Source organism: Mycolicibacterium sp. XJ1819 (assembly GCF_053483675.1).
The window spans coordinates 43,565-69,639 of the sequence record NZ_JBEFST010000025.1 but is presented as its reverse complement, the minus strand read 5'-3'; the positions used below and the strand labels follow the sequence as shown (position 1 = coordinate 69,639).

The following is a 26,075-nucleotide window of genomic DNA, read 5'->3' as shown; positions in this document are numbered from 1 at the left end:
ATCCCCGAAGACTTATCGAAGGAACTGAACACGTGACTGCGACGACATCGAATGCATCACCGCCGGTGGGGCGGGACGCGAAATGACAACGACCGCTGTCGAGAAACGCCGCGCGAACGCGGCGGTGCTGCAGCGGGTCTGGCGACTGCACTTGTGGGTGGGGCTTTTCGCCGCCCCGGTTCTGGTGGTGCTCGCCTGCTCGGGGCTGGTGATCCTGTACAGCCAGCCGCTCGACACCTGGCTCAACCGCGACCTGATCGTGGTCGCACACGGTGCCGACACGGTGCCGTTGGACGACCAGGTCGCGACGGCGACGCGGCATGTCGGCGCCGGCCACACCCTCGACGCCGTGACCCCGCCGAGCGCGACGGACCGCTCCACCCGGGTCGACTTCCTGCCGCCCGCCGCCGGGGATCGCGGCGGCGAAGGCAACGTCACCCAGGTTTTCGTCGATCCTTACACCGGGGCCTATCTGGGACAGCGCAGCGAACTGTCCGGTCTGGTGGGGCTGGCCAACCAGCTGCACCGCATGTTCGGCAATGACGGGCCCACGGTGCAACTGCCCTCACTCGGACATCTGATTGCGCCCGCGTCCTACCCCGAGGCCACGATTTCGGTCGGGATCGGCAACCTCTGGATGGAGCTCACCGCGGTCTGGATCCTGGTGCTGCTCGCGAGCGGGATCTACCTGTGGTGGCCGCGGGCGATCGAGGCCACCAAACCGCTGCTGACGGTGCGGTGGCGCACGGGCGGCAGAGTCCGCTGGCGCGACGTGCACGCACTGGTCGGCGTGGTGCTCGCCGTGGTCCTGATCGGCTACGTGCTCTCCGGACTGACGTGGTCGCGCTACTGGGGCGAGAACTGGCGGGCGCTCTCGGCCACCGTCACCCCGTCGACGGTCGTCGACGCGCCGTCGACACCGGCGACCCTCGGTGACTACGACCGGCTCGGCCGGCGCATCGCGTGGGCGGCCACCGACGACCCCGTGTACGCCTCCGCGCCCCCGATGGCGGCCCCGATCTCGTTCGCCGACGTGGACAGGATCGCCAGGGCCGAGCACATGTTGCCCGGCTACGCGATCATCCCGCCCTCGGACTCCGCCGCCGGGCCCACTCCCGTCCATGGCAGCTACACCGTGGTCAACGCCTGGCCGCAGCGGCTTTCCGAACAGCGCACGCTGCACCTCGACCAGTTCACCGGGCAGACCATCGCCGACGCGACGGCTGCACAGGACGGGGCGCTGTCGCGCGCGACGAGTCTTGGCATCGCCATGCACATGGGTCATCAGTTCGGATTGCTGACGCGCATCGTCGCCACGCTTGCCTGCGTCGGCGTACTGGTCAGCGTGGTCACCGGGCTGCTGATGTGGTGGAAACGCAGGCCCGCCGGCGGCACCGGAATACCCGTCGCCGCCCCGAAGCGTGCGCTGCTCGTCGTGTTCACCGCGGCAGTGGTTCTCGGGGTGCTCTTCCCGGTGTTCGGCCTGTCACTGCTGATCGTGCTCGCGGTCGAGGCCGCGCTCAGGATGCGGCGACGAACGACCGACCACGACTCCGTGCCCGTCGGCACACTCTGACACATACCGAAGAAAGGAAACACAATGTCCATCAACAGGTTTCACAAGAGTTCCGTACTGGTAGCGGCGATCGCTGCCTGTGCGGTCACCGGTGCCGGGTGCAGTTCGACGGCCGACCATGAGGAGGGGTCGATGGCCTCGACGGTGACGATCACCGACCAGTGGGCCAACTCCGCCGAGGAGGGGATGGCCGCGGTCTTCGGCACGTTCGCCAACACCGGACACCACGACGCCCGGATCGTCTCGGGCACTTCGCCGCTCGCCGACCGGGTGGAGGTCCACGAAGTGGTGACCGGCACGACGGGCGACAAGACGATGCAGACCAAAGAGGGCGGGCTGACCGTCCCCGCGGGCGGCACTCACGAACTGGTGCCCGGCGGCGACCACCTGATGCTGATGGATCTTCGCCAACCCCTGCACCCCGGCGCCGATGTCGAGGTGACGGTGCAGTTCGAGGACGGCTCCACGCTGCCGGTGGTCGCACAGATCCGCGACTTCGCGGGCGGCGGCGAAGAGTACAGCGGCGGCGCATCGCATCACGACCATGGTTGAGCGGCAGATCCAGCGCGGGTTCACCGTCAACCGCCGGCGTCTTCTGGCCGGCGGCGCCGCCGCGGTGGTGGCCGGGGCCGCGCTGACCCACACCGCCACCGCGCGCTCGGCGATCTCCGACGACGGGTTCGGAAGGGATACCGAACCGTTCCACGGTGAGCACCAGGCCGGCATCAGCACACCTCCGCAGGCGCACGCGCTGTTCCTCGCGCTCGACCTGGTGCCGCGCCCGGGCCGTGACCCGCGCGAGTCCCTCGCCGCCGTCCTCAAGCTCTGGACGTCGGATGCGGCCCGGCTGACCCAGGGGCAGCCCGCGCTGGCCGACACCGAACCCGAACTCGCCTATCGTCCTGCGCGCCTCACCGTGACGGTGGCGCTGGGGCCGAGCGTGTTCGACCGCATCGGCCTGGCGCATCTGCGGCCGACCACAGCGGCCGATCTGCCCGGATTCCGCACCGACCGGCTCGAGCCCCGGTGGTGCGGCGGTGACATCGGTGTGCAGATCTGCGCCGACGATCCGGTGGTGATCGCGCACGCCGCCAGGGTGCTGCTCAAGAACGTCCGATCGATGACGCGACTGCGGTGGCGTCAGAGCGGATTTCGCACCGCGCACGGTGCCGACGCGTCGGGGGCCACCATGCGCAACCTGATGGGCCAGATCGACGGGACGGTGAACCTGCGCGACGAGGCCGAATTCGACCGACTGGTCTGGGATGACGGCGCCGAACAGCAGTGGTTCGCCGGCGGCACGGTGCTGCTGGTCCGGCGCATCCGCGCCGAGATGGACACCTGGGACGAATTGGACCGCGACGCCAAGGAACTCGTGGTGGGCCGACGCCTGGACACCGGCGCGCCGCTGACCGGGGACAAGGAGTTCGACGAGCCGGACCTCACCGCGAACGTCAACGGGATCCCGGTCATCCCGCCCAACTCCCACGTCGCACTGGCCCGGCCCCGCACCGAGGAGGAGCAGTTCCTGCGCAGACCGTACAACTACGACGACCCGCCCGAAGGGGTCCACACCACCGACAGTGGCCTGATCTTCGCCACCTACCAGCGTGACCCGGCGCGGCAGTTCGTCCCGGTGCAGCAGCGCCTGGCCACCGCCGACGCGCTCAACGACTGGATCACCACCATCGGGTCGGCGACGTTCGCGGTGCTACCCGGCGTCGACACCCCGGACGGCTACCTGGGCCAGCCGCTGCTCGAAGCGCGTCGTTGAGCTCCGGTCGGTCCGCCGCGACGCGCCTCACCGAAGTTGTCGGAGGCCGGTCCTACACTCGCGGTGCCTGGCAAAGACAACGGACGGAAGGGATGAGTCGAGATGCGATTCGTGCACACCGCCGACTGGCAACTCGGCATGACCCGATACTTCCTCAACGGCGAGGCGCAGCCCCGTTATTCGGCCGCCCGCCGCGACGCGGTCGCGGGTCTGGGCGCGCTGGCCGCTGAGGCGGGGGCGGAGTTCGTCGTCGTCGCCGGCGACGTCTTCGAGGACAACCAACTCGCGCCCAAGGTCGTCAGCCAGTCGCTGGAGGCCATGCGTGCCGTCGAGGTTCCGGTGTACCTGTTGCCCGGAAACCACGACCCGCTCGACGCGTCGTCGGTGTACACCAGCGCGCTGTTCACCAGCGAGTGTCCGGACAACGTGACTGTGCTGGATCGCCGCGGCGTGTACGAGGTGCGGCCAGGTCTGCAGTTGGTGGCCGCGCCGTGGACCTCCAAGGCGCCGTTGGCCGATCCGGTCGCCGCCGTACTCGACGATCTGCCCGTCGACGGCACGGTCAGGATCGTGGTGGGCCACGGCGGTGTGGACATCTTCGTCCCCGACAGGGACCGGCCGTCACTGATCCGCCTCGCGGCGCTGGAGGCCGCTGTCACCCGCGGTGCGGTGCACTATGTGGCGTTGGGCGACAAGCACTCCCGCATGCAGGTGGGGTCCACCGGCCGGATCTGGTATTCGGGCTCTCCGGAGGTGACCAACTACGACGACATCGAACCCGATCCGGGCCACGTGCTGCTCGTCGACATCGACGAGACCGATCAGGCGGCGCCGGTGCGCGTCGAGCCGCGCAAGGTGGGGCGGTGGCGGTTCGTCACCTTGCGTCGCTCCGTGGACGACAGCCGTGACATCGCCGATCTGGACATCAACCTCGACTTGATGCCGGACAAGGAGCGCACCGTGGTGCGGCTCGCGCTGACCGGGTCGCTGACGGTGACCGACAAGGCCGCCCTCGATGCGTGCCTGGACAAGTACGACCGGCTGTTCGCGGCGTTGCGGGTGGAGGAGAAGCAGACCCGGATCGCCGTGCTCCCCGCCGACGGTGAGTTCGACGACCTCGGCATCGGCGGGTTCGCGGCGTCGGCCGTCGACGAACTGGTGGCCACCGCCCGCTCGGACGGCGAGGACGCCGAGGATGCCCGCGCCGCGCTGGCGCTGCTGCTGCGCCTGGCGGACAGGAGCGTGGCGTGAAACTGCACCGCCTGGTCCTGACCAACTACCGGGGGATCGCGCACCGCGAGATCGTGTTTCCGGACCGCGGCGTGGTGGTGGTCAGCGGCGCCAACGAGATCGGCAAATCGTCGATGATCGAAGCGCTCGACCTGCTGCTGGAGGCCAAGGACCGCTCGTTGAAGAAGGAGGTCAAGCAGGTCAAGCCGACGCACGCCGACGTCGGCTCGGAGATCACCGCCGAGATCTCCACCGGCCCTTATCGGTTCGAGTACCGCAAGCGGTTCCACAAGCGTTGTGAGACCGAGTTGCGGGTGATCGCGCCGCGCCGCGAACAGCTCACCGGTGACGAGGCGCACGAGCGGGTGCGCGCCATGCTCGAGGAGACCGTCGACACCTGTCTGTGGCAGGCGCAGCGCGTGCTGCAGTCCGCGTCGACCTCGACGGTCGATCTGTCCGGGTGCGACGCGCTGTCGCAGGCGCTGGACGTCGCGGCGGGCGACGCCGCCGAACTCTCCGGCGCCGAACCGCTTCTCGTCGACCGCGTCGAACAGGAGTACCTGCGCTACTTCACCCGCACCGGGCGCCCCACCGGGGAGTGGGCGACCGCGGTGAACCGGCTGCAGGCCGCCGAGGACGAGCTGGCCCGTGCGACGGCCGCCGTCGCAGAGGTCGACGAAGCGGTGCGCAGGCATGCGGCTCTCAGCGATGACCTCGCCCGGATGGCAGGCGAACGCGCCGACGCGGCGAAGCGGCTCGCGGCGGCGCAAGCCGCGGCCGACGCGGTCGCCGAGGTGACCCGCCAGCTCAAGGAGGCCGAGTTGGTCGCCGAGGCGGCGCGGACCGGTCACACTGCCTCGGTCGCCGCGGTCAACGAACGCCGCAGGCTGCGTGCCGACATCGACGAACGCGCCGCCGCGCTGGCCGAACTGGAAGCGGCGTCGGCCGCTGCCGCCGGCGAACTGGAGACCGCGGCCGAGGTGCACGAGGCGGCCGAGACCGCGGCCGAGACCGCGCGCGCCGCGGCCGACTGCGCCCGCGACCGCGTGGATGCCGCACGCAGCACCGTCGAGCAACTGGCCGCACGCGAGGAGGCCGACAGGTTGGCGGTCCGGCTGGCGAAAGTGACGGCTGCGCAGCGGGAACTGGACGGTGTCGAAACCGAGCTGGCCGCCATCACGGTGACCGATACCGCCATGCGCGAAATCGAGACTGCCCAGGCGGCGGTCGACGTCGCGGCGGGTCAGGTCCAGTTGGCCTCGGCGAGTGTCGAACTGTCGGCGACCGCAGATGTCGAGGTGACCGTCGGCGGCGAATCGATCCGCCTCGACGCCGGTGGGAAATGGTCGGCGAGCATCAGCGCCCAGACTGACATCGAGGTGCCCGGTCTGTTGACCGCACGTCTGGTGCCGGGCACGCCGGCCTCGCAGATGCGGGCCAAACTCACTGCGGCGCAGGAGGAGCTGGCCTTAGCGCTGGCGAAGGCCGGTGCCGAGGATGTCGCTGCGGCGCGCGTCAGCGACCAGCGTCGTCGAGAGTTGAGCGCGGCGCGCGACCGGTTGCACGCTACGGTCGACGCGCTGACCGGTGACGAGGTACCCGACGATCTGCAGGCTCGGCTGACCGAGCTGACCGAACTGGCGGGTCGGGTTGCCGAGGAAGATTTGTTCAGCGGCGATCCGACTGCGGCGGCCGCCGAACTCGACGCCGCGTCGGCCGCCCTCAAGCAGGCCATCGCGGACTGCGATACGCACCGGAAGGTCGCCGAGGAAGCGGCAAAGAGGCTGGGGGAGCGGGACACCCGGGCCACCGTGCTGCAGGAGCGGTTGGTCACCGCACAGACCGAGATCAGCGCGGCCCGCGCACGGCTGGCCGAACAGCGTGCGACCACCACCGACGACGAGCTGACCGTCAAGGCCGCCGCCGACGAGGAACGGGCCCGCCGCGCCGAGACGCTCGTGACGGGACTGCGCGACGAGCTCGGTCGCACGGCGCCCGACGAGGTGACGGCCGCGCTGACGGAGGCGGTGCGGTGCGCCGACACGCTGCGTGCTCGCCACGACGAGACGGCCGAGGCCCTGCGTGAGGTCAGCGCCCAGCTCAAGGTGTACGGCACCGAGGGGCGCAAGGGGCAGTTCGACGCGGCGGGCATCGAGCGTGAGCACGCCGAGGCGGAGTATCTGCGGGTGCAGCGGCGTGCGCGGGCCGCACAGCTGCTGCGGTCGGTGCTCACACGCCACCGCGACCAGACCCGGCAGCGCTACGTGGAGCCGTTCCGTGCCGAGGTGGAGCGCTTGGGCCGCATCGTGTTCGGCGACAGCTTCGAGGTGGAGATCGACAGCGAGCTGCGCATCTGCAGCCGCACGCTGTCCGGCCGCACCGTGCCCTACGACTCGTTGTCCGGGGGCGCCAAGGAACAACTCGGCATCGTCGCGCGGTTGGCCAGCGCCACGCTGGTGGCCAAGGAGGACAGCGTGCCGGTGGTGATCGATGACGCGCTGGGGTTCACCGATCCGGACCGGTTGGTGCGGATGGGCGCGGTGTTCAACGCGGTCGGCGGGGATGGCCAGGTCATCGTGCTGACGTGCAGCCCGCAGCGCTATGCCGCCGTCGACGGCGCGCTGCACATCGAACTGACCGCCTAACCCCGCCCCCCTTCCGTACCCTGCGCGAGCAGACGCAAAGTCCGCCGACTTCTCGGCGTGTCGGCACCTTTTGCGTCTGCTCGCTGATCCACAACCGGCGATTCATCCACAGATCCGCAACCGAGACTTACCCGGCGAGTCCACCGGCGGACAGTCTCGGGGCCATGTCAATCGAGAACCTCTTCAATTCGACCGGTGGTCTGGCCACCCGTGATCAACTTCTGACTGTCATGTCGCGCGAGATGATTGCTGCGCGCGTGGAGGCAGGCACGCTCGTGCGGGTGTGGCACGGCGCCTATGCATTGGCCTCGCCGGGAATCCGCGAAAAGCTCGCGGGACTGGACCTGATGGCCCGGCGACCGATGGTGGCGTGCATGGCGACCGCTGCGCAGCTCTACGGTTTCGATACCGAACTAGACCAGAGGCTGCACGTCCTCGACCCCGGTGTCCGGATGCGTCCGACGTCGAAACTGATGGTGCATCAACGGGTCGGCGCACCGCTGCGTCGCGTCGACGGCCGGTTGGCCACCGCGCCCGCGTGGACGGCGGTGGAAGTCGCTCGGACGTTGCGGCGTCCTCGCGCACTGGCGACCCTTGACGCCGCGATGCATTGCCGAGCCTGCACAGCCGAGGAGCTTCGCGGCGCCATCCGTGCGCAGAAAGGTCGACGAGGCATCGTCAAGGTGCGCGATCTCATGGAGTACGCGGATTGGCGCGCGGAGTCGCCGATGGAAAGTGAAGTGCGACTGGTGTTCATCGACGGCGGGTTACCGCTGCCTGAGCTGCAATTCGAAATCCTCGACCTCTGCGGAGACCTTTGGCGGGTGGACTTCGCGTGGCCGGATGCGATGCTCGTCGCGGAGTACGAAAGTATGGAGTGGCACGTCAGCGCCGCGGCGCTCAAGCACGACCGCATCAAGATGGCCCGGCTTCAGGAGTGTGGCTACACCGTCGTGCCCATCGTCGTCGATGACGTCCGCAAGAGGCCGTCCGACCTCGTCGCGCGGATTTCCCGCCACCTCGACCGCGCACCTTTGGCTCAGCAGACGCAAAGTCCGCATATTTCTCGGCGTGTCGGCTGACTTTGCGTCTGCTCGCGCAATGAACGCAATGAACGCAATGAACGCTATGGCTTCATGAAGCCGATGTCGGCGTAGTTCGCGTCCGCCAGGCCGAAGGCACCGAAGTTGGCCAGATTGCTTCGTACGGCGAGGTTTCCGGTCGACTGCGTCAGCGGCAGGCTGAACACCTCGTCGAACAGCATCGCGTCCAACTCGTTGGCCAGCGCGCGGGCCTTTTCGGGATCCAGTTCGCCGACCGTCTCTTCGATCTTGGCGTCGATCTCCGGACTGCTGATGTTGCCGAAATTGCTCTCGGCGCCGGTGCGATAGATCTGGGTCAGGCTCGCCAGCGGGAACGCGTCGCCGCTCCACGAGAACTGGGCGATGTCGAAGTTGCCGACCGTGACGTAATCGGTGAAGAACCCCTGCGCGGGCCGGACGTCGAGTTCGAGCTTGACGCCGATCTGCGCGAGGTTGTTCTGCGCGATCTGCCCGTACTGGCGCGTCGCCAGCGAGTCGAACAGCACGTCGCGGATCACCAGCTGGCGGCCGTCCTTCTCGCGGAATTGGCCGTTGAGTCGCCAGCCCAGTTCGTCGAGTTCCTGCTTGGCCTTCTCCGGATCGAAGGCGATCGCAGTGCTGTTGTCCTGATAGCCCTCCTGGCCGGCGACGAAGATGTGGTTGTTCAGCGGCCTGGGATTGTCGGAAAGCCCCCGCATCGTGACCGCGGCGATGGTGTCACGGTCGATCCCCTTCGCGACGGCCCGCCGCAACGCCGGGTCCTCGAGGATTCGTCCCGGCGAACCGTTGAACGTGAAGTGGTACCACGCCAGTCCGGGCGCTCGACGGATGGTGACGCCGTCGGTGCGCCTGGCGATCTCCATCTCGTCGAGGGTGGCGAGGCCGGTGGCGTCGATCGTGTTGTTCTGCAGCGCGGGTATGCGCGCGGCGTCGTCGAGCACGAGGTAGGTGATGCTGTCCAGCAGCGGTGGGGTGCCCCACCATTTCGGGTTGCGCGTCAACGTGATTCGCTTCGCGCCCCGGTCCAGCTCGGAAATCAGGAACGGTCCGGCCGACGGTCCGGGGTTGGTGAGCTGGCCGGTGTTGAACGCCTCGGGCGTGGCAGTCGAACTCTTCGGCAACAGCATCGTGCTGCCCGCGAACATGCCCTGCCAGTCGGCCCACGGTTGTTCGAAGGTGATGACGGCCTGCCGGTCGTCGACCCCGCGTTCGACCTTCGCGACCCGGTCGCTGCCGTTGGTCGCCGCGATCGCGAACTGCTCGTTCTTTCCGCTGGTGGCCTCGATCTGCGACTTGAGGTCCTCCCAGGTGATCGGCGTGCCGTCGCTCCACACCGCCTCGGGGTTGATGGTGTAGGTGACGACCTGCGGGTCGGTGCTGGTGAGTTCGATGTTGGTGAAGTAGTCGGTGTTGACCGAGGCGGAGCCGTCGGCGGCGATCCGGAACGCCCGCGGCATCGTCGGCCGCATCAGCGAGGCGACGTCACCGGTGTTGCCGTCGATGTGCAGCGAGTTGAAGTTCGGTGGAAAGTCGTTGATCGCCACCCGCAGGTTGCCGCCCTCTTGCAGATTCGACCGCGGCTGCGGGTTGACGTCGTTGGTGGTGCCAACCTCAGCGGCGCCGCCCGCCGACGGGGCTTCTTCGTTGCTGCCGGAGCAGGCGGACAGGGTCAGCCCGATGATCAGGGTTGCCGCAGCGAAGCGTCGCATCCTCATGCCGACCGACTCTAGCCGCGTCGGACCTCGGGCTGCGGCACTGCCGCCAGCAACCGGCGGGTGTAGTCGTGGCGAGGGTTGGTGAACACCTGGTCGCCGTCGCCCTGCTCGACGATCCGGCCCTTGTACATCACCGCCACCCGGTGGGCCAGGTGTTTGACCACCGACAGGTCGTGGGACACGAACAGATAGGACAACCCGAAGCGCTGCTGCAGGTCCAGCAGCAGGTTGATGATGCCCGCCTGGATCGATACGTCGAGCGCCGAGACCGGTTCGTCGAGCGCGAGGATCTTCGGCTGCAGGGCGAGCGCACGCGCGATCCCGATGCGCTGCTTCTGCCCGCCGGAGAACTCGGCGGGATAGCGGGCGGCGTCCTCGGCGCGAAGTCCGACGATGTCGAGCAGCTCACGTACCCGCTCGTCGGTGTGCGCCTTGTCGAACCCGTTGGCGTGCAACGGTTCTGCCAGGACATCGAAGACCGGCAGCCGCGGGTCCAGGGAGGCCACCGGATCCTGGAACACCACCTGCAAATCGCCGCGCAGAAAGCGCCTGGCCCGGGCATCCATGTCGCCGACATCGGCGCCGAGCACCTCGATCGAGCCCGACTGCGGTGGCGTCAACTCCAGGATCTCGTGCAGGGTGGTCGATTTGCCCGACCCCGATTCGCCGACGATGCCGAGGGTGCGGCCCTGCGGCAGTTCGAAGCTGATGCCATCGACGGCGCGCACCTCACCGACTTGGCGGCGGAACACCACACCCTTGGTCAGTTTGTACGTCTTGACCAGGTCGGTCACACGCAGCACGACCGGCGCGTCGGGGACGGGCTCCTCGGCGGGCGGTTCGGTGGACACGCCGTAGATCTCGGCGGCGCTGCGGCCGACGACATGTTCGGTGCGGATGCAGGCCGCGAGGTGCGGTGTGCCCGGTGTCGCGGCGTCGACGCGGACCTCGAGCAGGTCGGGTTCGGCGGCGCTGCAGGCGTCGATGGCCAGCGGGCACCGCGGGGTGAACGGGCATCCGGGCGGGAGCGCGGCCGGCGATGGCGGTGCGCCCGGGATCGGCACCAGCCGCGCGCCCTGCGGGGCGTCGAGTCGCGGCACGGATCCGAGCAGGCCGGCGGTGTAGGGCATGGCGCGGTTGCGGTACAACTCGTCGACGCCGGCGACCTCGACGGCCTTGCCCGCGTACATCACCAAGGCGCGGTCGGCGAACTCGGCGACCACACCGAGGTCGTGGGTGATGATCAACACGCCGGCGCCGGTGACGTCCCGCGCGGTCTTGAGCACGTCGAGGATCTGCGCCTGCACCGTGACGTCCAGGGCGGTGGTCGGCTCATCGCAGATCAGCAGGTCGGGGTCGTTGGCGATCGCGATCGCGATGACCACGCGCTGGCGCTCCCCGCCGGAGAGTTCGTGGGGGAACGAGCGCGCGCGCCGTTCGGGCTGGGCGATGCCGACCAGGTCGAGCAACTCCACCGCCCGCGCGCGGGCCGCCCGCCGGGTGGTGCCGCGCTGGTGGACCTCGATGGTCTCGGCGATCTGATCGCCGACGGTGTAGACGGGGGTCAGCGCGGACATCGGGTCCTGAAAAACCGTGCCGATGACCTTGCCGCGGATCTGCGACATCCGCTGGTCGGTCAGCCCGATCAGCTCGTCGCCGTGCAATCGGATCGACCCGGACACCGCGGCGTATTCGGGCAGCAGCCCGATGACGGCCATCGCCCCCGCGGACTTGCCCGCACCCGACTCGCCGACGAGAGCCACCACCTCTTTCGGGTCGACGTGCAAGTTCAGTCCCCGCACCGCGTTCACGTCGCCGGTGTCGGTGGGGAAGGCGACGGTCAGGTCGCTCACCTGCAGCAGGCTCATCTGCGCACTCTCCGCAGTGACTGAGAGCTCGGGTCCATGGCGTCGCGAAGACCGTCACCGATCCAGTTGGCGCACAGGATGATCAACACCAGCACGCCACCGGGGAACAGGAACAGCCACGGGAACGTCGTGATGGATTTGGTGCCGTCGGCGATCAACGTGCCCAACGACACGTCGGGCGGCTGGATCCCGAACCCCAGGAAGCTCAGCCCGGTCTCGGCGAGAACGGCCACCCCGACGTTGAGCGCGGTGTCGATGATGATGATCGACGCGACGTTCGGCACGATGTGGCGGGAGATGATACGCCAGTTCCGCACGCCCATGTACCTTGCCGCCGTAATGAATTCGCGTTCACGCAGGCTCATCGTCATACCGCGCACGATGCGGGAACTGATCATCCAGCTGAACAACGACAACAGCATGATCATCCAGACGATGTCGCCCCGCGTCCGCTGCACCACGATGGAGATGAGCAGGAAGCTGGGCACCACCAGCATCAGGTCGACGATCCACATCAGGGTGCGGTCGCGCCACCCGCCGAAATAGCCGGCGATCGCCCCGACCGTCGCGGCGATGACGGTCGAGATCAGCGCCACGCAAACACCGATCAGCATGGACTTCTGCATCCCGCGCAGGGTCTGGGCCAGCAGGTCCTGCCCGAGCGCGTTGGTGCCGAACCAGTGGTCCAGGCTCGGCGGCTGCTGCAACGCGAAGTAGTCGAGCTCGTGGTAGTTGTAGGGCAGCAGCGGCGGCAGGGCGTAGCAGCCGACGAACAGCACCGCCAACACCACCAGCGAGGCCACCGCGGGCTTGTTGCGCAGGAATCGGCGGAAAATCAGGGACCGCCGCGACGCGAACGCGGCGCCGCCCAGCCCGGATGCGGCCGGGGTCACGGTTTCGGTCATGTCACCCGCACCCTCGGGTCGAGCGCGGCGTAGACGATGTCGGACAGCAGCCCCGCGAGAAGCACTGTGGCCCCGGAGAACACCGTGATGGCCGCGATGATGTTGACGTCCTGTTCGAGGATGCCGCGCACGAACCACTCGCCCATGCCGTGCCAGCCGAAGATCTTCTCGACGAACACCGCGCCGGTGAACAGGCCGGCGACACTGTAGGCGAACAGCGTCGCCATCGGGATCAACGCGGTGCGCAGGCCGTGCTTGAACAGCGCGCGCCGCCGCGTCAGGCCTTTGGCGCGCGCGGTGCGGATGAAGTCCTGGCCCAGCACGTCGAGCATCGCGTTGCGCTGATAGCGGCTGTAGCCCGCGGCGCCGGCCAGCGCCAGCGTCAGCGTCGGCAGCACCAGATGCTGGACGCGGTCGAGCAGCTGATTCCAGGTGCCCAGCACCGGGTTGGGCGACGTCTCACCGATGTACTCGAACACCTGGACACCGAAAAATGAATTGACCTGCTCGGCGGGCAGCATCAGCAGGTTGGCCATCACGAACACCGGCGTGCTGATCACGAGCAGCGACACCAGGGTGATGACGCGGTCGCTGATCCGGTACTGCCGGATCGCGCCCCAGGCGCCCAGCACGACGCCCACCACGGTGCCGCCGACGACGCCGATCACCAGCAGCCGAAGGCTCACCCCGATGCGCCGCCACAGCTCGTCGCTGACGGGATGGCCGCTGATGGTGGTCCCGAAATCGCCGCGCACCACGCCCGAGGCCCAGTACATGTAGCGGATGGGGATCAGCTCGTCGAGCCGAAGCTCGGCGCGTTTGGCGTTGAGGACGGCCTCCGGTGGGCGCGGGTTGCGTTGTTCGAGGTTCTCCAGCGGATTGAACGACCACGACGCCAGGAAATAGGCCACAAATGACGCCAGCACCAGCAGCACCAGGTAATTGAGCAGCCGACGCGCCAAGAAGAGCGTCATGCGGTCCGTCCCGACTGCGGCTGCATTGGCACAGGTTAAGAGATTTCGCTGGGATAGGCGGTCAGGCAGCGGTCAGTCGGGCCGTTTCGGCACCGCTCGCACGGGTTATCCCTGCACCAGCGGAGTCGGCGACGACCCCGGGCAGAAGGCCGAACAGGGAGGTCAAAGGTGACTGCAACCCAGTTCAGTCCGATCGGAGTGACGAGATGACCCGAAAGCAACGCAAGCAACTGAAGTGGATGTCGGCGAGCATCGGAACCGCCGCCGTGATCGCGATGGCCGTACTCGGCGCGTCGTCGGGAATCTCACCGGGCGGTGCCGAGGCCCAGGGTCCCGAGATCACCACGGGGGAGACCACCACCTCGACGACGGCGCCCACCGAACTCGAGACGGCCAAGGCCACCCCGGAGGTGACGGCCGAACCGGCGCCGACAGCCGACTGAGGCGGTTTCGCGCACGCTGATTCTCGGTCGCGAGGTGAGGCCCTTTCGTTGTTAAGATCACCTCGCATCCGAGGAGGCGCGTTGACTGTCACCGATGAGTACCTGAAGAACAACGAGGAATACGCCAAGACCTTCCGAGGTCCGCTGCCGATGCCGCCCAGCAAGCATGTGGCGATCGTGGCGTGTATGGATGCCCGCCTCGACATCTACGGGATGCTCGGCATCGGCGACGGAGAGGCGCACGTCATCCGCAACGCCGGCGGCGTGATCACCGGCGACGAGATCCGCTCCCTGGCGATCAGCCAGCGCCTGCTCGGCACCAGGGAGATCATGCTCATCCACCACACCGACTGCGGCATGCTCACCTTCACCGACGACGTGTTCAAGCGTGAGATCCAGGAGGAGACCGGCATCAAGCCGGAGTGGGCGCCCGAGTCGTTCCCCGACCCGGCAGAGGACGTGCGCCAGTCGTTGCGCCGCATCGAGGCGAGTCCGTTCGTCACCATGCACGAGTCGCTGCGCGGTTTCGTGTTCGACAACAACACCGGCAAGCTCACCGAGGTCAACCTCTAGTTTTCCTCCAGTTTCTCGCGAGCGGGCGTGTCTGCGCACGCTCGCACCCATTTCGCGCCCGATGACGTGCGACCCTGCCCGGCCTGACCATCGACGTTGACAGCACGGTCGTCGGGCTGGTTTCATATTTGGTTATGCGGATAAATTTGGTCATTTCTACCAACTTAACGAGGAAATGATGACCGCGACCGAGCAAGAACTCATCGCGAGCGGCTACGAGCTCAGCCATCTGCGGTCGCTGGAGGCCGAGGCCATCCACATCATTCGCGAGGTGGCCGCCGAGTTCGAGCGTCCGGTGCTGCTGTTCTCCGGCGGCAAGGACTCGATCGTGATGCTGCATCTGGCGCTCAAGGCGTTCCGGCCGGGTCGGCTGCCGTTTCCGGTGATGCACGTCGACACCGGTCACAACTTCGACGAGGTGCTGCAGACCCGCGACGAACTCGTCGAGGAGTTCGGTGTGCGCCTGGTGGTGGCCAAGGTGCAGGACGACATCGACGCCGGTCGCGTGGTCGAGAGCTTTCCGTCGCGCAACCCGATCCAGACCGTCACCCTGCTGCGCGCGATCCGCGAGAACAGGTTCGACGCGGCGTTCGGCGGCGCCCGCCGCGACGAGGAGAAGGCGCGGGCCAAGGAGCGGGTGTTCTCCTTCCGCGACGAGTTCGGGCAGTGGGATCCCAAGGCGCAGCGGCCCGAACTGTGGAACCTCTACAACGGTCGCCACCACAAGGGGGAGCACATCCGGGTGTTTCCGCTGTCGAACTGGACCGAATTCGACATCTGGTCCTACATCGGCGCCGAGAACATCAGGCTGCCGTCGATCTACTACGCGCACAACCGCAAGGTGTTCGAGCGCGACGGGATGCTGCTGGCGGTGCACAAGTACCTGACGCCTCGCGACGACGAGAAGATCGTCGAGAAAACCGTGCGGTTCCGCACCGTCGGTGACGTCACCTGCACCGGATGTGTGGAATCCACCGCGGCAACGGTGGCCGAGGTGATCGCCGAGACCGCGGTCTCGCGGCTGACCGAACGGGGCGCCACCCGCGCCGACGACCGGATCTCGGAGGCGGGCATGGAAGATCGCAAGCGCGAGGGCTACTTCTGATGTCCCGTTCCACCACGATGCTCCGCATCGCCACCGCAGGTTCCGTCGACGACGGGAAGTCCACGCTCATCGGACGGCTGCTGTATGACTCCAAGGCCGTCATGGAAGACCAGCTGGCCTCGGTCGAGCGCACCTCCAAGGAGCGCGGCAACGACTACACCGACCTGGCGCTGGTCACCGACGGGTTACGGGCCGAACGTGAGCAGGGCATCACCATCGATGTCGCCTACCGTTACTTCGCCACGCCGAAGCGGAAATTCATCATCGCCGACACGCCGGGGCACCTGCAGTACACCCGCAACATGGTCACCGGCACGTCGACGGCCCAGTTGGCGATCGTGCTTGTCGACGCCCGGCACGGCATGCTCGAGCAGTCGCGCCGCCATGCGTTCCTGGCGTCGCTGCTGGGTATCCGCCACATCGTGCTCGCGGTCAACAAGATGGACCTGATCGGCTGGGACCGTGAGCAGTTCGAGAAGATCCGCAACGACTTTCACGAGTTCGCCGCCCGGCTCGACGTCCAGGACGTGACGACGATTCCGCTGTCGGCGCTGCTCGGCGACAACGTGGTGACGCGGTCGGAGAACACCCCCTGGTACGACGGGCCCTCGCTGCTGTCGCATCTGGAGGAGGTGTACATCGCCGGGGACCGCAACCTCGTCGACGTGCGATTCCCCGTGCAGTACGTCATCCGCCCGCAGACCCACGAGCACGCCGACCACCGCAGCTATGCGGGCACCGTGGCCAGCGGAGTGATGCGCCCGGGCGACGAGATCGTCGTGCTGCCAACGGGAAAGACCAGCCGCATCACCGCGATCGAAGGCCCGGGCGGACCCGTCGATGAGGCCTTCCCTCCGATGGCGGTGTCGGTCAGCCTGGCCGACGACATCGACATCTCCCGCGGTGATCTGATCGCCAGGCCCAACAATCGGCCCCGGGTGGCCGAGGAGTTCGACGCGACGGTGTGCTGGATGGCCGACGAGTCGTCGTTGGAGCCGGGTCGCGACTACGTCATCAAGCACACCACGCGTACCACGCGGGTTCGGGTGACGGGGCTGGACTATCGCCTGGACGTGACCACGCTGCATCGCGACAAGACGGCGACCGCGCTCAAACTCAATGAGCTGGGCCGGATCTCGCTGCGCGCGCACGCCCCGCTCCTGGTCGACGAGTACAGCCGCAACGCGACGACCGGTTCGTTCATCCTGATCGATCCGCACACCAACGGAACCGTCGCGGCCGGCATGATCCTGCCGTTCGTCGGAGATCGCACGTCGAGTCCCAACACGGTGCGCCACCAGTCGCTGTGCACCGCCGAGGATCGGCTGTCGAAGGGCCGCACGGTGTGGTTCACCGGGCTGTCCGGGTCCGGGAAATCCTCGGTGGCGGTGCTCGTCGAGCAGAAGCTGCTCGAAAAGGGTGTTCCCGCATATGTTCTCGACGGCGACAACCTGCGCCACGGCCTCAACGCCGACCTGGGCTTCTCAATGGCCGATCGTGCCGAGAACCAGCGCAGGCTGGCCCACGTCGCGGCCATCCTCGCCGAATCGGGCCAGGTGGTGCTGGTGCCGGCGATCAGCCCGCTGGAGGAACACCGCGCGTTGGCCAGGAAGGTGACCACCGAGGCGGGCCTGGACTTCTTCGAGGTGTTCTGCGACACCCCGCTGGAGGACTGCGAGCGCCGTGATCCCAAGGGCCTGTACGCCAAGGCACGAGCGGGTGAGATCACCCACTTCACCGGCATCGACAGCCCGTATCAGCGGCCGAAGAACCCCGACCTGCGGCTGACGCCGGAGCGCACCACCGACGAACTGGCCGACCTGGTGGTCGAACTGCTGGAAAGCCGGCAGTGAGTGACCATGACCTCGCTGCTCGACTGGCGACCGAGGCGGGCAGGCTGCTGCTCGAGATCCGAACGGAGCTCGCCGAGGCCGGCCAGGCCGAGCGGAAGGCCGCGGGGGACAAGCGCTCCCATGACTTCCTGATGGAGGCGCTGGGCGCCGAACGGCCCGGCGACGCGGTGCTGTCCGAAGAGGGCGCCGACAACCCGGTGCGGCTCTCGGCCGAGCGGGTCTGGATCGTCGATCCGCTCGACGGCACCAGGGAATTCTCCGAACCCGGCCGCGACGACTGGGCCGTTCACGTTGCGTTGTGGGAATCCGGCGAGTTGGCGGCCGGCGCGGTCGCGCTTCCCGCCCAGGGCATCACGTTCGGCACGCCTGGCGTCGACGCGCCACCACCGGCTCCGAAGCAACCGCGGATCGTCGTGTCGCGCACCCGACCGCCGGCGATCGCGCTGGCCGTCCGCGACGCCCTGGACGGCACCTTGGTCGAGATGGGTTCGGCGGGCGCCAAAGTCGCTTCGGTGGTGCAGGGGCGCTCCGATGTCTATGTGCACGCCGGCGGACAGTACGAGTGGGATTCGGCCGCGCCCGTCGCGGTGGCCCGCGCCGCCGGTCTGCACACCTCGCGAATCGACGGCTCACCGCTGGTCTACAACCGGCAGGATCCGCGGCTGCCCGATTTGGTGGTGTGCCGTCCGGAGTTGGCCGACGCGGTGCTGGCCGTCACGGCCTGACGGGCGGCGGGGAGGGCTCTCCGATGCCGGGGCAGACCTTCGCGATCGCGTGGAGTGCCTCGTTCATGCGCGTGGTGGCGCCGAAGTACTCCTTGCTCGGCGTGGCCGATGCCGGGGCAAGCATGCTGTGGCTGATCGCGTCGAAGGCGTCGGCGACCGCGTGCACCTCGGCGCGCAACGAGGCCGATTCGACGAGGTCGGCGCCGGCGCGGATATCGTCGGCGGTCTGAGCCTGAAAGGCGGCGACGGCCGCTCGGTCCGACGGCTTGGGGGAGATGTCCGCAGGCAAGTTGCCGTAGACCTCGGACATCGCCCCCGCCCACGGCCGCAGGGCTTCCTCTGCCTGCGCACACCCGGGGGTGTCGCCGCCGTCGCCACACGCGACGAGCGCCCCCGTGACACCGACAACGACGATCACCGCGGCGACCGCGTCGCCGATCAGAAACCTCACCATTGGAGCCTAAGGCCGACGCCGCGCACCACTCGTCGGCAATTTCGGGCTCTCGCGCCGCTAACCTGACCTGATGCGGATGTCGGCCAAGGCGGAGTACGCCGTGCGGGCGATGGTCCAGTTGGCCACCGTCGACGACGGCGCCCTGGTCAAGACCGAGGATCTGGCCAAGGCCCAGGGCATCCCGCCGCAGTTTCTCGTCGACATCCTCTCGGCGTTGCGCACCGATCGACTGGTGCGTAGCCACCGGGGTCGCGACGGCGGATACGAGTTGGCCAGACCGGCCGAGGACATCAGCATCGCCGACGTGCTGCGCTGCATCGACGGTCCGCTGGCCAGCGTGCGCGATATCGGCCTCGGGGACCTGCCGTATTCGGGGCCGACGGCCGCGCTGACCGATGTGTGGCGGGCGTTGCGGGCGAGCATGCGCTCGGTGCTGGAGAAGACCAGCGTGGCCGACGTGGCCGCTGACGCGTTGCCGCGCCATGTGCGCAAACTCGCCGACGACTACCGTCGCCAGGAAGCCGAGCGCGGGCACTCGCTGGACTAGCGTCGTCGCCGCTTTGCGCCGCGCGCCGCGATCCCGTCGAGCAGCATGCGCAGTCCGCGCTCGAAGTCCTCGGCCACCGACGTCTGCCTCGCGACCTCCGACAAGGCCGCGACGTGTGGATGCGCGGCACCCGCCAACTCGCCGATGCGGGCCGCGGCATCCGACGCGTCGCGACCCGCCGTCAGGGGACCAGCCAGTTCGGTCTGCACCGCACCGATGACGAAGCCCAGCACGCCGTGGAAGGCGGCGAGCCGGTCGACGTCGGCCAAACCGCCTCGGCTGAGCGCGGAGATCAGGGCGTCGGCCAGGGCGAACCCGGTGGCCGATGCCGTGCGGCGGGTCAGCACAAGAGGTATCGCGGCCGGATGCGCCCGGATGCCCCGCCACATCGCGTCGGCCACCGCGTAGACGTCCTCGACCCAATCGGCGCTCGGCGCCGGCACGGGTACCTCGGCGACGACCGCCGCGACGACGAGTTCCTCGAGCCCCGCTTTGTCGGCGACGTAGTTGTAGACCGTCATCGGACCGGTGCCCAACGCGGCGGCCAACGCCCGCATGCTCAACGCGTCGGCGCCGGATTCGTCGACGATGCGCAGCGCCGCCGCGGCGATCTCCTCGGTGGTGAACCGTGCCCGCACGTGAAACTCCTTGACAAGTACATCGTACGTGCAGCAGTGTAGCTATACGTACGGTGTACTTATAGTGAGGATGGTGCGTACACATGCCGACAGAACGGGTGGACTTCCAGTCTCGTGGCACGCGATGCGCAGCCTGGCTGACGCTGCCCACCGGCGCGGGCCCACACCCCGCGGTCGTGTTGGCCCACGGCCTCGGCGCGACGCACGACATGATGCTGCATCAGTACGAGCAGCACTTCTCCGCGGCCGGAGTCGCCACTCTGGCTTTCGACTACCGACACACCGGGGCATCCGACGGCGAACCACGACAACACATTTCGACACGTCGCCAGTGTCAGGACGTCAACGCGGCACTGGATTGTCTGGCCGCCCACCCAGACATCGACCCGGCGCGAATCGGACTGTGGGGCACCAGCCTGGGCGCCATGAACGTGATCAGGGTCGCGGCCACTCGCGACGACGTGGCAGTCGCCGTCGTCCAGTGCCCGATCGTGCACGGTCCGTCCGCCTCTCGTCGCCTCGGCCTGTCAGCGGTGCTGCGATTGGTGCCGGCCATCGCCGACGACGTTGTCCGGGTCCTGACCCGGCGCGCCCGCCGCTACGTCCCGATCGTCGGCCCGCCCCGGAGTCTGGCGATGGTGACGGTCGCAGGAGCCGAAACCGGGTGGAATTCCACCGTGCCACCGGGAGGTTCGTTCGACAACCGGATCGCCGCGGCCGACGCCGTCACCATGGTGATGACCTCGGCACTTCGGCACGCCCGCCGGATCGGTGCGCCGTTGTTGGTGTGCGTATGCGACCGCGAGAACCTGATGGACCCCCGGTATGCCGCGCTGGTCGCACAGCGCGCGCCGCGTGGCCTGGCCCGCCACTACGACTCCGACCATTTCGGGATCTACCACTCTCCGCTCGCCGACCGCGTCCTCGCCGCCCAGACCGACTTCCTCAAGGAGCATCTCGATGTCCACCCGTGAACTCCTGCGCGCCAATGACGTACGGTTTCGCGCATTGGCCGCCACCCTGACCGACGAGGAATGGGCGAGTCGCAGCCTGTGTGAAGCGTGGACCAACCACGAGGTGCTGGCCCATCTGGTCGTCGGCTATCGCGCCGGCGTAGGCGTCACCGCCGCCGAGATACTCCGACACCGTGGGTCGTTCGACCGAGCCAACGCCGCGATGGCGCGCGCACTCGCCGCCGCCAAAGGTCCGTCTTTGCTGCTCGACGAGTTCGAGCAGTTGACGCACCGGCCTCGCGGGCTGGGCCGTGTCTTCCCGAGGCGGCTGTTACTCGGCGATCACCTCACCCACGAACTCGACATCCTGTTCGCTGTGGACCGACAGCCCGAGATTCCGGAATCGGCGCTGATCGCAGTGCTCGAAACCCAAGTGGCGCTGCCTAATCCGTTCGTGCCGGCGTTCGGCCACAGTCGCGGACTGCGGCTGCGGGCCACCGACGTCGACTGGGCACACGGCGACGGTCCGCTGGTCGAGGGCCGGGCCGCGGAACTGGTGTCGGTTCTGGGCCACCGCCCGCGAATGCTGGCGGCGCTCGGTGGTGACGGTGTCGAGGTGCTCGCGGCGCGAGTCAGACCGACCCCGACCCGTAGGGACGGGTGATGATCTCCAAGTTGTGGCCGGCAGGGTCGCGGAAATACACGCCGCGGCCACCGTCGTTGTGGTTGATCTCGTCGGGCCTGCTACCCATCGGATCGGCCCAGTGCGCCAGACCCTGCTTGCGGATTCGCCCGTAGATGGCGTCGAAGTCGTCCTCGGACACCAGGAACGCGAAGTGCTGCGGGTGGATGGCCTGGTCCTGGCCGACCTGTGCGTAGTCCAGGCTGGCGCCGTGATCGAGCGCCACCACCAAAAAGTGACCGTACTCCGTGGGCTCCGGCAAGCCGAACAGCTCGGTGAAGAACCGGGCCGAGGCGTCGCGGTCGTGGGCGGCGACGATGGTGTGGTTGAAACTGATTGCCATGTCGACCCAGTGAACCACCGCAACCGCCGAGGCCGCAACGAGGCAAGATGGGAACCCCAGGACTGTCTGCTCTACGCGAAGGCGGTGCGCTGATCGTGTTCGACCTCAGGGACCTCGACAAGCCGGTGATCGTCGCGCCGATGGCGGGTGGGCCGTCGACACCTGCGCTGGCCGCGGCCGCCAGCAGCGCAGGTGGGTTGGGTTTCGTGGCGGCCGGCTACCTGACCGCTGAGGTGTTCGCCGAGCGCCTTGCCGCCACCCGCGAGCCGACAGGCGGTCCGGTGGGTGCCAATCTCTTTGTGCCGCAACCGTCGGCGGCCACCCCCGCGAGCATCGAGCGCTACACCGCGGCGCTCGCCGCGGACGCCGACCGTTACGGCGTAGACCTCGGAGTGCCCCGGTTCGACGACGACGGCTGGGCGGCCAAACTCGACGTGCTGTGTGACGTGCGGCCCGACGTGGTGTCGTTCACCTTCGGGGTGCCCAGCGCCGACGAGTGCGCGCGGTTGCGCAGCGCGGGCATCGGCACCGTCGGCACCGTCACAACACTGGACGAGGCGCGGCAGGCGGCCGCGGCCGGGGTGGATGCGCTGGTCGCGCAGGGGCCCTCGGCGGGCGGACACCGCGGCACCTTCGACCCGACCGCGCAGCCCGCCACCCAACCCCTCGACGACCTGATCGCCGCGGTGAGCGCCGATCTCGCGCTTCCCGTCGTCGCCGCGGGTGGGCTGATGACCGCCGACGACGTCGACCGGGTGCTTCGCGCCGGCGCGGTAGCGGCGCAACTGGGGACGGCCTTCCTGCTCGCCGACGAGGCCGGCAGCGGTCCCGTGCAGCGGGCGGCGTTGCAGAATACCGAGTTCACCGAAACCGCTGTCACGAAGGCGTTCTCCGGCCGCTACGCGCGCGGGTTGCGCAACCGGTTCATCGACGCGCACGAGGCCGAGGCGCCGCTGGGTTACCCCGAGATCCACTACCTGACCAGCCCGCTGCGGGCGGCCGCGGTGCGCGCTGGCGATCCGCACGGCGTCAACGTGTGGGCGGGCACCGGGTTTCGTGCCGCCGCACCCGGGTCGGTCGCCGAGATCATGCGGCGGCTGACGAACTGATCAGGGCCGCGCCTAGCGGGTGTCGTCGACGACCACGTCGCCGGTCTCGGAGCGCGCGGTGATCACCGCCGCCGCGGCCTCGCGGTCCGCGGTCTGCGGTACCCGTACCACGGTGGCGCCGCGCCGCTGCCCCGTGCTGGCGTTGACGACGTAGGGTCCGTGATCGGGCACCGCCACGATGACGTCGCCGTTCTCGCTGCGCACGTCGATGGTGCGGGGCGCGACTTCGGCGAAATCGACGTGCACATCGCTGTTGACGGTGGTGGCGGAGAACGACTCGGAGACCCGGATCGGTTCGCGGGTGCGCACATCGCCGTTGACGTTGTGGATCTCGATGCGGCGGGCCGACCCGCTGAGCACCACCGCACCGTCGTCGGTGCGCGCGATCAGCTGGTCGAGGTCGGCCTGCGCGAGCACGACACCGGTGTCCTGCTGGGTGGTGACCGTCAACTTGCGGGCCACCTCGGGCGGCAGCACCACGGTGATCTCCGCCGCGCGACTCCACTGCAGCAGCGGCGACGGTTCGGCGTTGATCGTGATCCGGGCCCCGCCGGCTTCGGTGCTGACCGACATCGGGTGGGCGTCGGCGCGCGTGGAGTTGACCATCCGCAGGTCGGCGTGCGGTTCGCGGGCGTCCCGGTCGGTGGTGATCCGCACAGCCACGGGCACAGATCCGGTGTCGACGACCAGCGTGCGCATCGCGGTCGGCAGCGGTTTGGTGTCGGTGATCACCCGAAAGTTGGTGACGCCCCAAGCCAGCACGCCCAGCGTCACCACGGCCCCCACCACCAGCACCGTCGCCGCGACGATCAGCGTCACGCGGACCGCGGTGCGTCCACCCGGGGAGAGCGGGGGTGGCGGGCTGGTCGGTGCCGGTGGTGGAGGAGCGATGGTTGTCACGTGAGAATCCTTCCGCGAGTTCAGGACTCGAGATAGCGGAGGACCGCCAGCACGCGGCGGTTCTCGCTCTCGTCGGGAGCCAGGTCGAGCTTGGTGAAGATCGAGGCGATGTGCTTCTCGGCCGAACCGACCGAGATGTGCAGTCCACTTGCGATCGCCGAGTTCGTCTTGCCCTCGGCCATCAGTTGCAGAACCTCGCGTTCGCGCGGGGTGAGCTGTTCGAGTGCGCTGCGCCGATGCGAACGCACCAGAATCTGGGACACCACCTCGGGGTCGAGTACCGTGCCACCGCCGCCGACCACCTCGACCGCGTCGAGAAACGCGGGCACGTCGGCGACCCTGTCCTTGAGCAGGTAGCCGAATCCCTTTGTGTCCGAGGCAATCAGGTCGGCCGCGTAGCGTTCCTCGACGTAGTGCGACAACACCAGCACCGGCGACTCCGGATTCTGGCTGCGCAGCAGCGCCGCGGCCCGGATGCCCTCGTCGGTGAACGTGGGCGGCATCCGCACATCGAGGATCGCCAGGTCGGGCCGGGTCTCGCTGACCAGACGCAGCAGGTTGGTGGCGTCGGGCACACCGGCGACCACGTCGTGGCCGGCGTCGGTGAGGATCCGTTCGATCCCGGCGCGCAACAGCGCCGAGTCCTCGGCGATCACGATTCGCATGGCAGCACCGCGGTGACGATGGTGGGTCCGGAGACCGGGCTGTTGACGGTGAAGGTGCCGCGCGCGGCGCGCACTCGTTCCGCCAGCCCGCGCAGGCCGGTGGCGTTCTCGTCGTCGGCGATCGACGCGCCGCCGCGACCGTCGTCGAACACCGACACCGACAGCTGATTCGAGGTCTCGTCCAACCGCACCGTGACGACCGCCTGGGTGGCCTGGGCGTGTTTGGCGACGTTGGTCAGCGCCTCGGCGACGACGAAGTACGCGCACGCCTCCGCCTCCTCGGGTAGCCGTCGAGGCAGGTGGATGTCGAGAGTCGTCGGCACCACCGAACGCTGCACCACCGCGGACAGGGCCGCGTCCAGGCCGCGGTCGGACAGGATGGTCGGCGCGATACCCCGCACCACATTGCGCAATTCGACCAGCGCGCTCTTGGCGTCGTCGTGGGCCTCGGCGATCAGTGCCTTGGCCGCGGGCAGGTCGGAGTCGAGCTTGGTCTGCGCCAACCCGATCGTCATGGCCAGCGAGACCAACCGCGGTTGCACGCTGTCGTGCAGATCGCGCTCGATGCGGTGGCGTTCGGTCTGCGCCGACGACACGGCGCCCTCGCGGGCGTCGGCCAGCGCGCTGACCTGGTGCTGCAGCGCCGCCGTCGGCGACGGGGAGAGCAGCCATCGGTCGATCGTCGCGTCGAGCATCGGGCCGAACACCAGGATCGCGACGCCTACGACCAGCGACACGACGGCCAGCAACCACGCCAACGGCACCGACACGAACGACAGTCCGGAGTTGTCGTCGCTTTGGCCGACCGCGATCGCGAATGCCGGGGCCAGCGTCGCGAAGGCCAGCAACCCGAACGCGGCGGCGCAGACCACAAAGTCGTAGATCATCCGCAGGAAGTGGTGGGCGGTGGACTTCCAGAACCGGGCGCTGCTGATGTCCAGCCATTGCTGATGCGCCCAGCCTTGAAAGCCGGTGTACGACGAAATGCGTCGCGGCGCAACACCGATGCCGAGACCGAACACCGCTTCGCTGCGGATGCGCTCGACCCATTCGACCCCGCGCATCAGGTAGATGAACACGATGGCCGCCAGCACGGACCCGATGATGCTCGGTATCGACGAGATGCCGACGATCAGCAGTGTCAGCGGAATCCACAGCCAAAGGCCCGCGCCCACCGCGCCGGTGATCATCGACGCCGTCGGGACCACGCCGATGGTGCGGGCGGGTGTGCTGGTTTGCGCGCCGGCGGCGACGGGTGCCGGCGCGGCGTCGGGTTCGGTGACTGCAACCATGACTTCAACTTATGGACTTCGCGC

General features: G+C 68.5%; 25 protein-coding genes. 15 read left to right on the top strand and 10 right to left on the bottom strand.

Features of this window, described 5'->3' with window-relative positions:
• Positions 1-82: 82 nt before the first annotated feature.
• From ABQE89_RS23700 to ABQE89_RS23675, 6 genes are all read left to right on the top strand, one after another.
• Positions 83-1,576: a PepSY-associated TM helix domain-containing protein gene (locus ABQE89_RS23700; protein WP_448421205.1), complete on the top strand. Its 1,494-nt coding sequence runs from the start codon at positions 83-85 to the stop codon at positions 1,574-1,576.
• 24 nt (positions 1,577-1,600) lie between these two features.
• Positions 1,601-2,128: a copper chaperone PCu(A)C gene (locus ABQE89_RS23695; protein ID WP_448421203.1), complete on the top strand. Its 528-nt coding sequence runs from the start codon at positions 1,601-1,603 to the stop codon at positions 2,126-2,128.
• Positions 2,121-3,350 carry a Dyp-type peroxidase gene (locus ABQE89_RS23690; protein WP_448421201.1) on the top strand — a complete coding sequence of 410 codons (1,230 nt, stop codon included), beginning with the start codon at positions 2,121-2,123 and terminating at the stop codon, positions 3,348-3,350. Before ABQE89_RS23695 ends, ABQE89_RS23690 begins: the two co-directional genes overlap by 8 nt.
• 102 nt (positions 3,351-3,452) lie before the next feature.
• The gene (locus ABQE89_RS23685) at positions 3,453-4,601 is read left to right on the top strand and encodes a metallophosphoesterase family protein (protein WP_448421199.1); all 1,149 of its coding nucleotides are present in this window, start codon (positions 3,453-3,455) and stop codon (positions 4,599-4,601) included.
• A complete protein-coding gene (locus ABQE89_RS23680) occupies positions 4,598-7,225 on the top strand; it encodes an AAA family ATPase (RefSeq protein WP_448421197.1) in 2,628 nt (875 codons plus the stop codon). Before ABQE89_RS23685 ends, ABQE89_RS23680 begins: the two co-directional genes overlap by 4 nt.
• Before the next feature lie 164 nt (positions 7,226-7,389).
• Positions 7,390-8,307 (top strand): type IV toxin-antitoxin system AbiEi family antitoxin, encoded by a 918-nt coding sequence (locus ABQE89_RS23675; protein ID WP_448421195.1) that lies wholly within the window; start codon positions 7,390-7,392, stop codon positions 8,305-8,307.
• 44 nt (positions 8,308-8,351) lie between these two features.
• Here ABQE89_RS23675 and ABQE89_RS23670 read toward each other — a convergent pair whose 3' ends face one another.
• From ABQE89_RS23670 to ABQE89_RS23655, 4 genes are read right to left on the bottom strand one after another with little or no spacing between them, the layout of a single operon-like run.
• On the bottom strand, positions 8,352-10,022 hold the full coding sequence (locus ABQE89_RS23670) for an oligopeptide ABC transporter substrate-binding protein OppA (protein WP_448421193.1): 1,671 nt from the start codon (positions 10,020-10,022) through the stop codon (positions 8,352-8,354).
• A gap of 11 nt (positions 10,023-10,033) precedes the next feature.
• Positions 10,034-11,890 (bottom strand): oligopeptide ABC transporter ATP-binding protein OppD, encoded by a 1,857-nt coding sequence (locus tag ABQE89_RS23665; protein WP_448421191.1) that lies wholly within the window; start codon positions 11,888-11,890, stop codon positions 10,034-10,036.
• Positions 11,887-12,795 (bottom strand): oligopeptide ABC transporter permease OppC, encoded by a 909-nt coding sequence (locus tag ABQE89_RS23660; RefSeq protein ID WP_448421189.1) that lies wholly within the window; start codon positions 12,793-12,795, stop codon positions 11,887-11,889. Before ABQE89_RS23660 ends, ABQE89_RS23665 begins: the two co-directional genes overlap by 4 nt.
• The gene (locus ABQE89_RS23655; RefSeq protein WP_448421187.1) at positions 12,792-13,769 is read right to left on the bottom strand and encodes an oligopeptide ABC transporter permease OppB; all 978 of its coding nucleotides are present in this window, start codon (positions 13,767-13,769) and stop codon (positions 12,792-12,794) included. Before ABQE89_RS23655 ends, ABQE89_RS23660 begins: the two co-directional genes overlap by 4 nt.
• Positions 13,770-13,975: 206 nt before the next feature.
• Between ABQE89_RS23655 and ABQE89_RS23650 the strand changes: the two genes are divergently transcribed.
• The 5 genes from ABQE89_RS23650 to ABQE89_RS23630 all read left to right on the top strand — a co-directional run bounded on the left by ABQE89_RS23650 (position 13,976) and on the right by ABQE89_RS23630 (position 18,468).
• Positions 13,976-14,212, top strand: a complete 237-nt coding sequence (locus ABQE89_RS23650; protein WP_448421185.1) for a hypothetical protein — start codon at positions 13,976-13,978, stop codon at positions 14,210-14,212.
• An 81-nt stretch (positions 14,213-14,293) separates the two neighbouring features.
• Positions 14,294-14,785: a beta-class carbonic anhydrase gene (locus ABQE89_RS23645; protein WP_448421183.1), complete on the top strand. Its 492-nt coding sequence runs from the start codon at positions 14,294-14,296 to the stop codon at positions 14,783-14,785.
• Positions 14,786-14,963: 178 nt separating this feature from the next.
• Complete coding sequence (gene cysD / locus ABQE89_RS23640) at positions 14,964-15,890, top strand: sulfate adenylyltransferase subunit CysD (protein WP_448421181.1); 927 nt, start codon at positions 14,964-14,966, stop codon at positions 15,888-15,890.
• Positions 15,890-17,743 carry a sulfate adenylyltransferase subunit CysN gene (gene cysC / locus ABQE89_RS23635; RefSeq protein ID WP_448421179.1) on the top strand — a complete coding sequence of 618 codons (1,854 nt, stop codon included), beginning with the start codon at positions 15,890-15,892 and terminating at the stop codon, positions 17,741-17,743. The genes cysD and cysC overlap by 1 nt, the downstream gene beginning before the upstream one ends.
• Positions 17,740-18,468 (top strand): 3'(2'),5'-bisphosphate nucleotidase CysQ, encoded by a 729-nt coding sequence (locus ABQE89_RS23630; protein WP_448421177.1) that lies wholly within the window; start codon positions 17,740-17,742, stop codon positions 18,466-18,468. Before cysC ends, ABQE89_RS23630 begins: the two co-directional genes overlap by 4 nt.
• Here ABQE89_RS23630 and ABQE89_RS23625 read toward each other — a convergent pair.
• Entirely contained in the window at positions 18,458-18,919 is a 462-nt protein-coding gene (locus ABQE89_RS23625) for a hypothetical protein (protein WP_448421175.1), read from the bottom strand. The two genes, ABQE89_RS23630 and ABQE89_RS23625, sit on opposite strands and share 11 nt — an antisense overlap.
• A 73-nt stretch (positions 18,920-18,992) precedes the next feature.
• On the opposite strand from ABQE89_RS23625, the gene ABQE89_RS23620 reads away from it, so the two are divergent.
• Positions 18,993-19,469 carry an Rrf2 family transcriptional regulator gene (locus ABQE89_RS23620; protein ID WP_448421173.1) on the top strand — a complete coding sequence of 159 codons (477 nt, stop codon included), beginning with the start codon at positions 18,993-18,995 and terminating at the stop codon, positions 19,467-19,469.
• Here the strand turns inward: ABQE89_RS23620 and ABQE89_RS23615 are convergent.
• Positions 19,466-20,107 (bottom strand): TetR/AcrR family transcriptional regulator, encoded by a 642-nt coding sequence (locus ABQE89_RS23615; RefSeq protein WP_448421171.1) that lies wholly within the window; start codon positions 20,105-20,107, stop codon positions 19,466-19,468. The genes ABQE89_RS23620 and ABQE89_RS23615 overlap by 4 nt on opposite strands.
• 83 nt (positions 20,108-20,190) lie before the next feature.
• Here ABQE89_RS23615 and ABQE89_RS23610 point away from each other — a divergent pair, with 83 nt between their 5' ends.
• Entirely contained in the window at positions 20,191-21,081 is an 891-nt protein-coding gene (locus ABQE89_RS23610; RefSeq protein WP_448421169.1) for an alpha/beta hydrolase, read from the top strand.
• Positions 21,068-21,724 (top strand): maleylpyruvate isomerase family mycothiol-dependent enzyme, encoded by a 657-nt coding sequence (locus ABQE89_RS23605; protein ID WP_448421167.1) that lies wholly within the window; start codon positions 21,068-21,070, stop codon positions 21,722-21,724. Before ABQE89_RS23610 ends, ABQE89_RS23605 begins: the two co-directional genes overlap by 14 nt.
• On the opposite strand, the gene ABQE89_RS23600 is transcribed toward ABQE89_RS23605, so the two are convergent.
• Entirely contained in the window at positions 21,693-22,085 is a 393-nt protein-coding gene (locus ABQE89_RS23600) for a VOC family protein (RefSeq protein WP_448421165.1), read from the bottom strand. The genes ABQE89_RS23605 and ABQE89_RS23600 overlap by 32 nt on opposite strands.
• A 47-nt stretch (positions 22,086-22,132) precedes the next feature.
• On the opposite strand from ABQE89_RS23600, the gene ABQE89_RS23595 reads away from it, so the two are divergent.
• Positions 22,133-23,194 (top strand): nitronate monooxygenase, encoded by a 1,062-nt coding sequence (locus ABQE89_RS23595; protein WP_448421163.1) that lies wholly within the window; start codon positions 22,133-22,135, stop codon positions 23,192-23,194.
• A 12-nt stretch (positions 23,195-23,206) separates the two neighbouring features.
• Here ABQE89_RS23595 and ABQE89_RS23590 read toward each other — a convergent pair whose 3' ends face one another.
• The 3 genes from ABQE89_RS23590 to ABQE89_RS23580 are packed head-to-tail and all read right to left on the bottom strand — an operon-like array spanning position 23,207 to position 26,051.
• The gene (locus tag ABQE89_RS23590) at positions 23,207-24,094 is read right to left on the bottom strand and encodes a DUF4097 family beta strand repeat-containing protein (RefSeq protein ID WP_448421161.1); all 888 of its coding nucleotides are present in this window, start codon (positions 24,092-24,094) and stop codon (positions 23,207-23,209) included.
• Positions 24,095-24,114: 20 nt separating this feature from the next.
• The gene (locus tag ABQE89_RS23585; RefSeq protein WP_448421159.1) at positions 24,115-24,759 is read right to left on the bottom strand and encodes a response regulator transcription factor; all 645 of its coding nucleotides are present in this window, start codon (positions 24,757-24,759) and stop codon (positions 24,115-24,117) included.
• A complete protein-coding gene (locus tag ABQE89_RS23580) occupies positions 24,747-26,051 on the bottom strand; it encodes a sensor histidine kinase (protein WP_448421157.1) in 1,305 nt (434 codons plus the stop codon). The genes ABQE89_RS23585 and ABQE89_RS23580 overlap by 13 nt, the downstream gene beginning before the upstream one ends.
• Positions 26,052-26,075 lie beyond the last annotated feature (24 nt).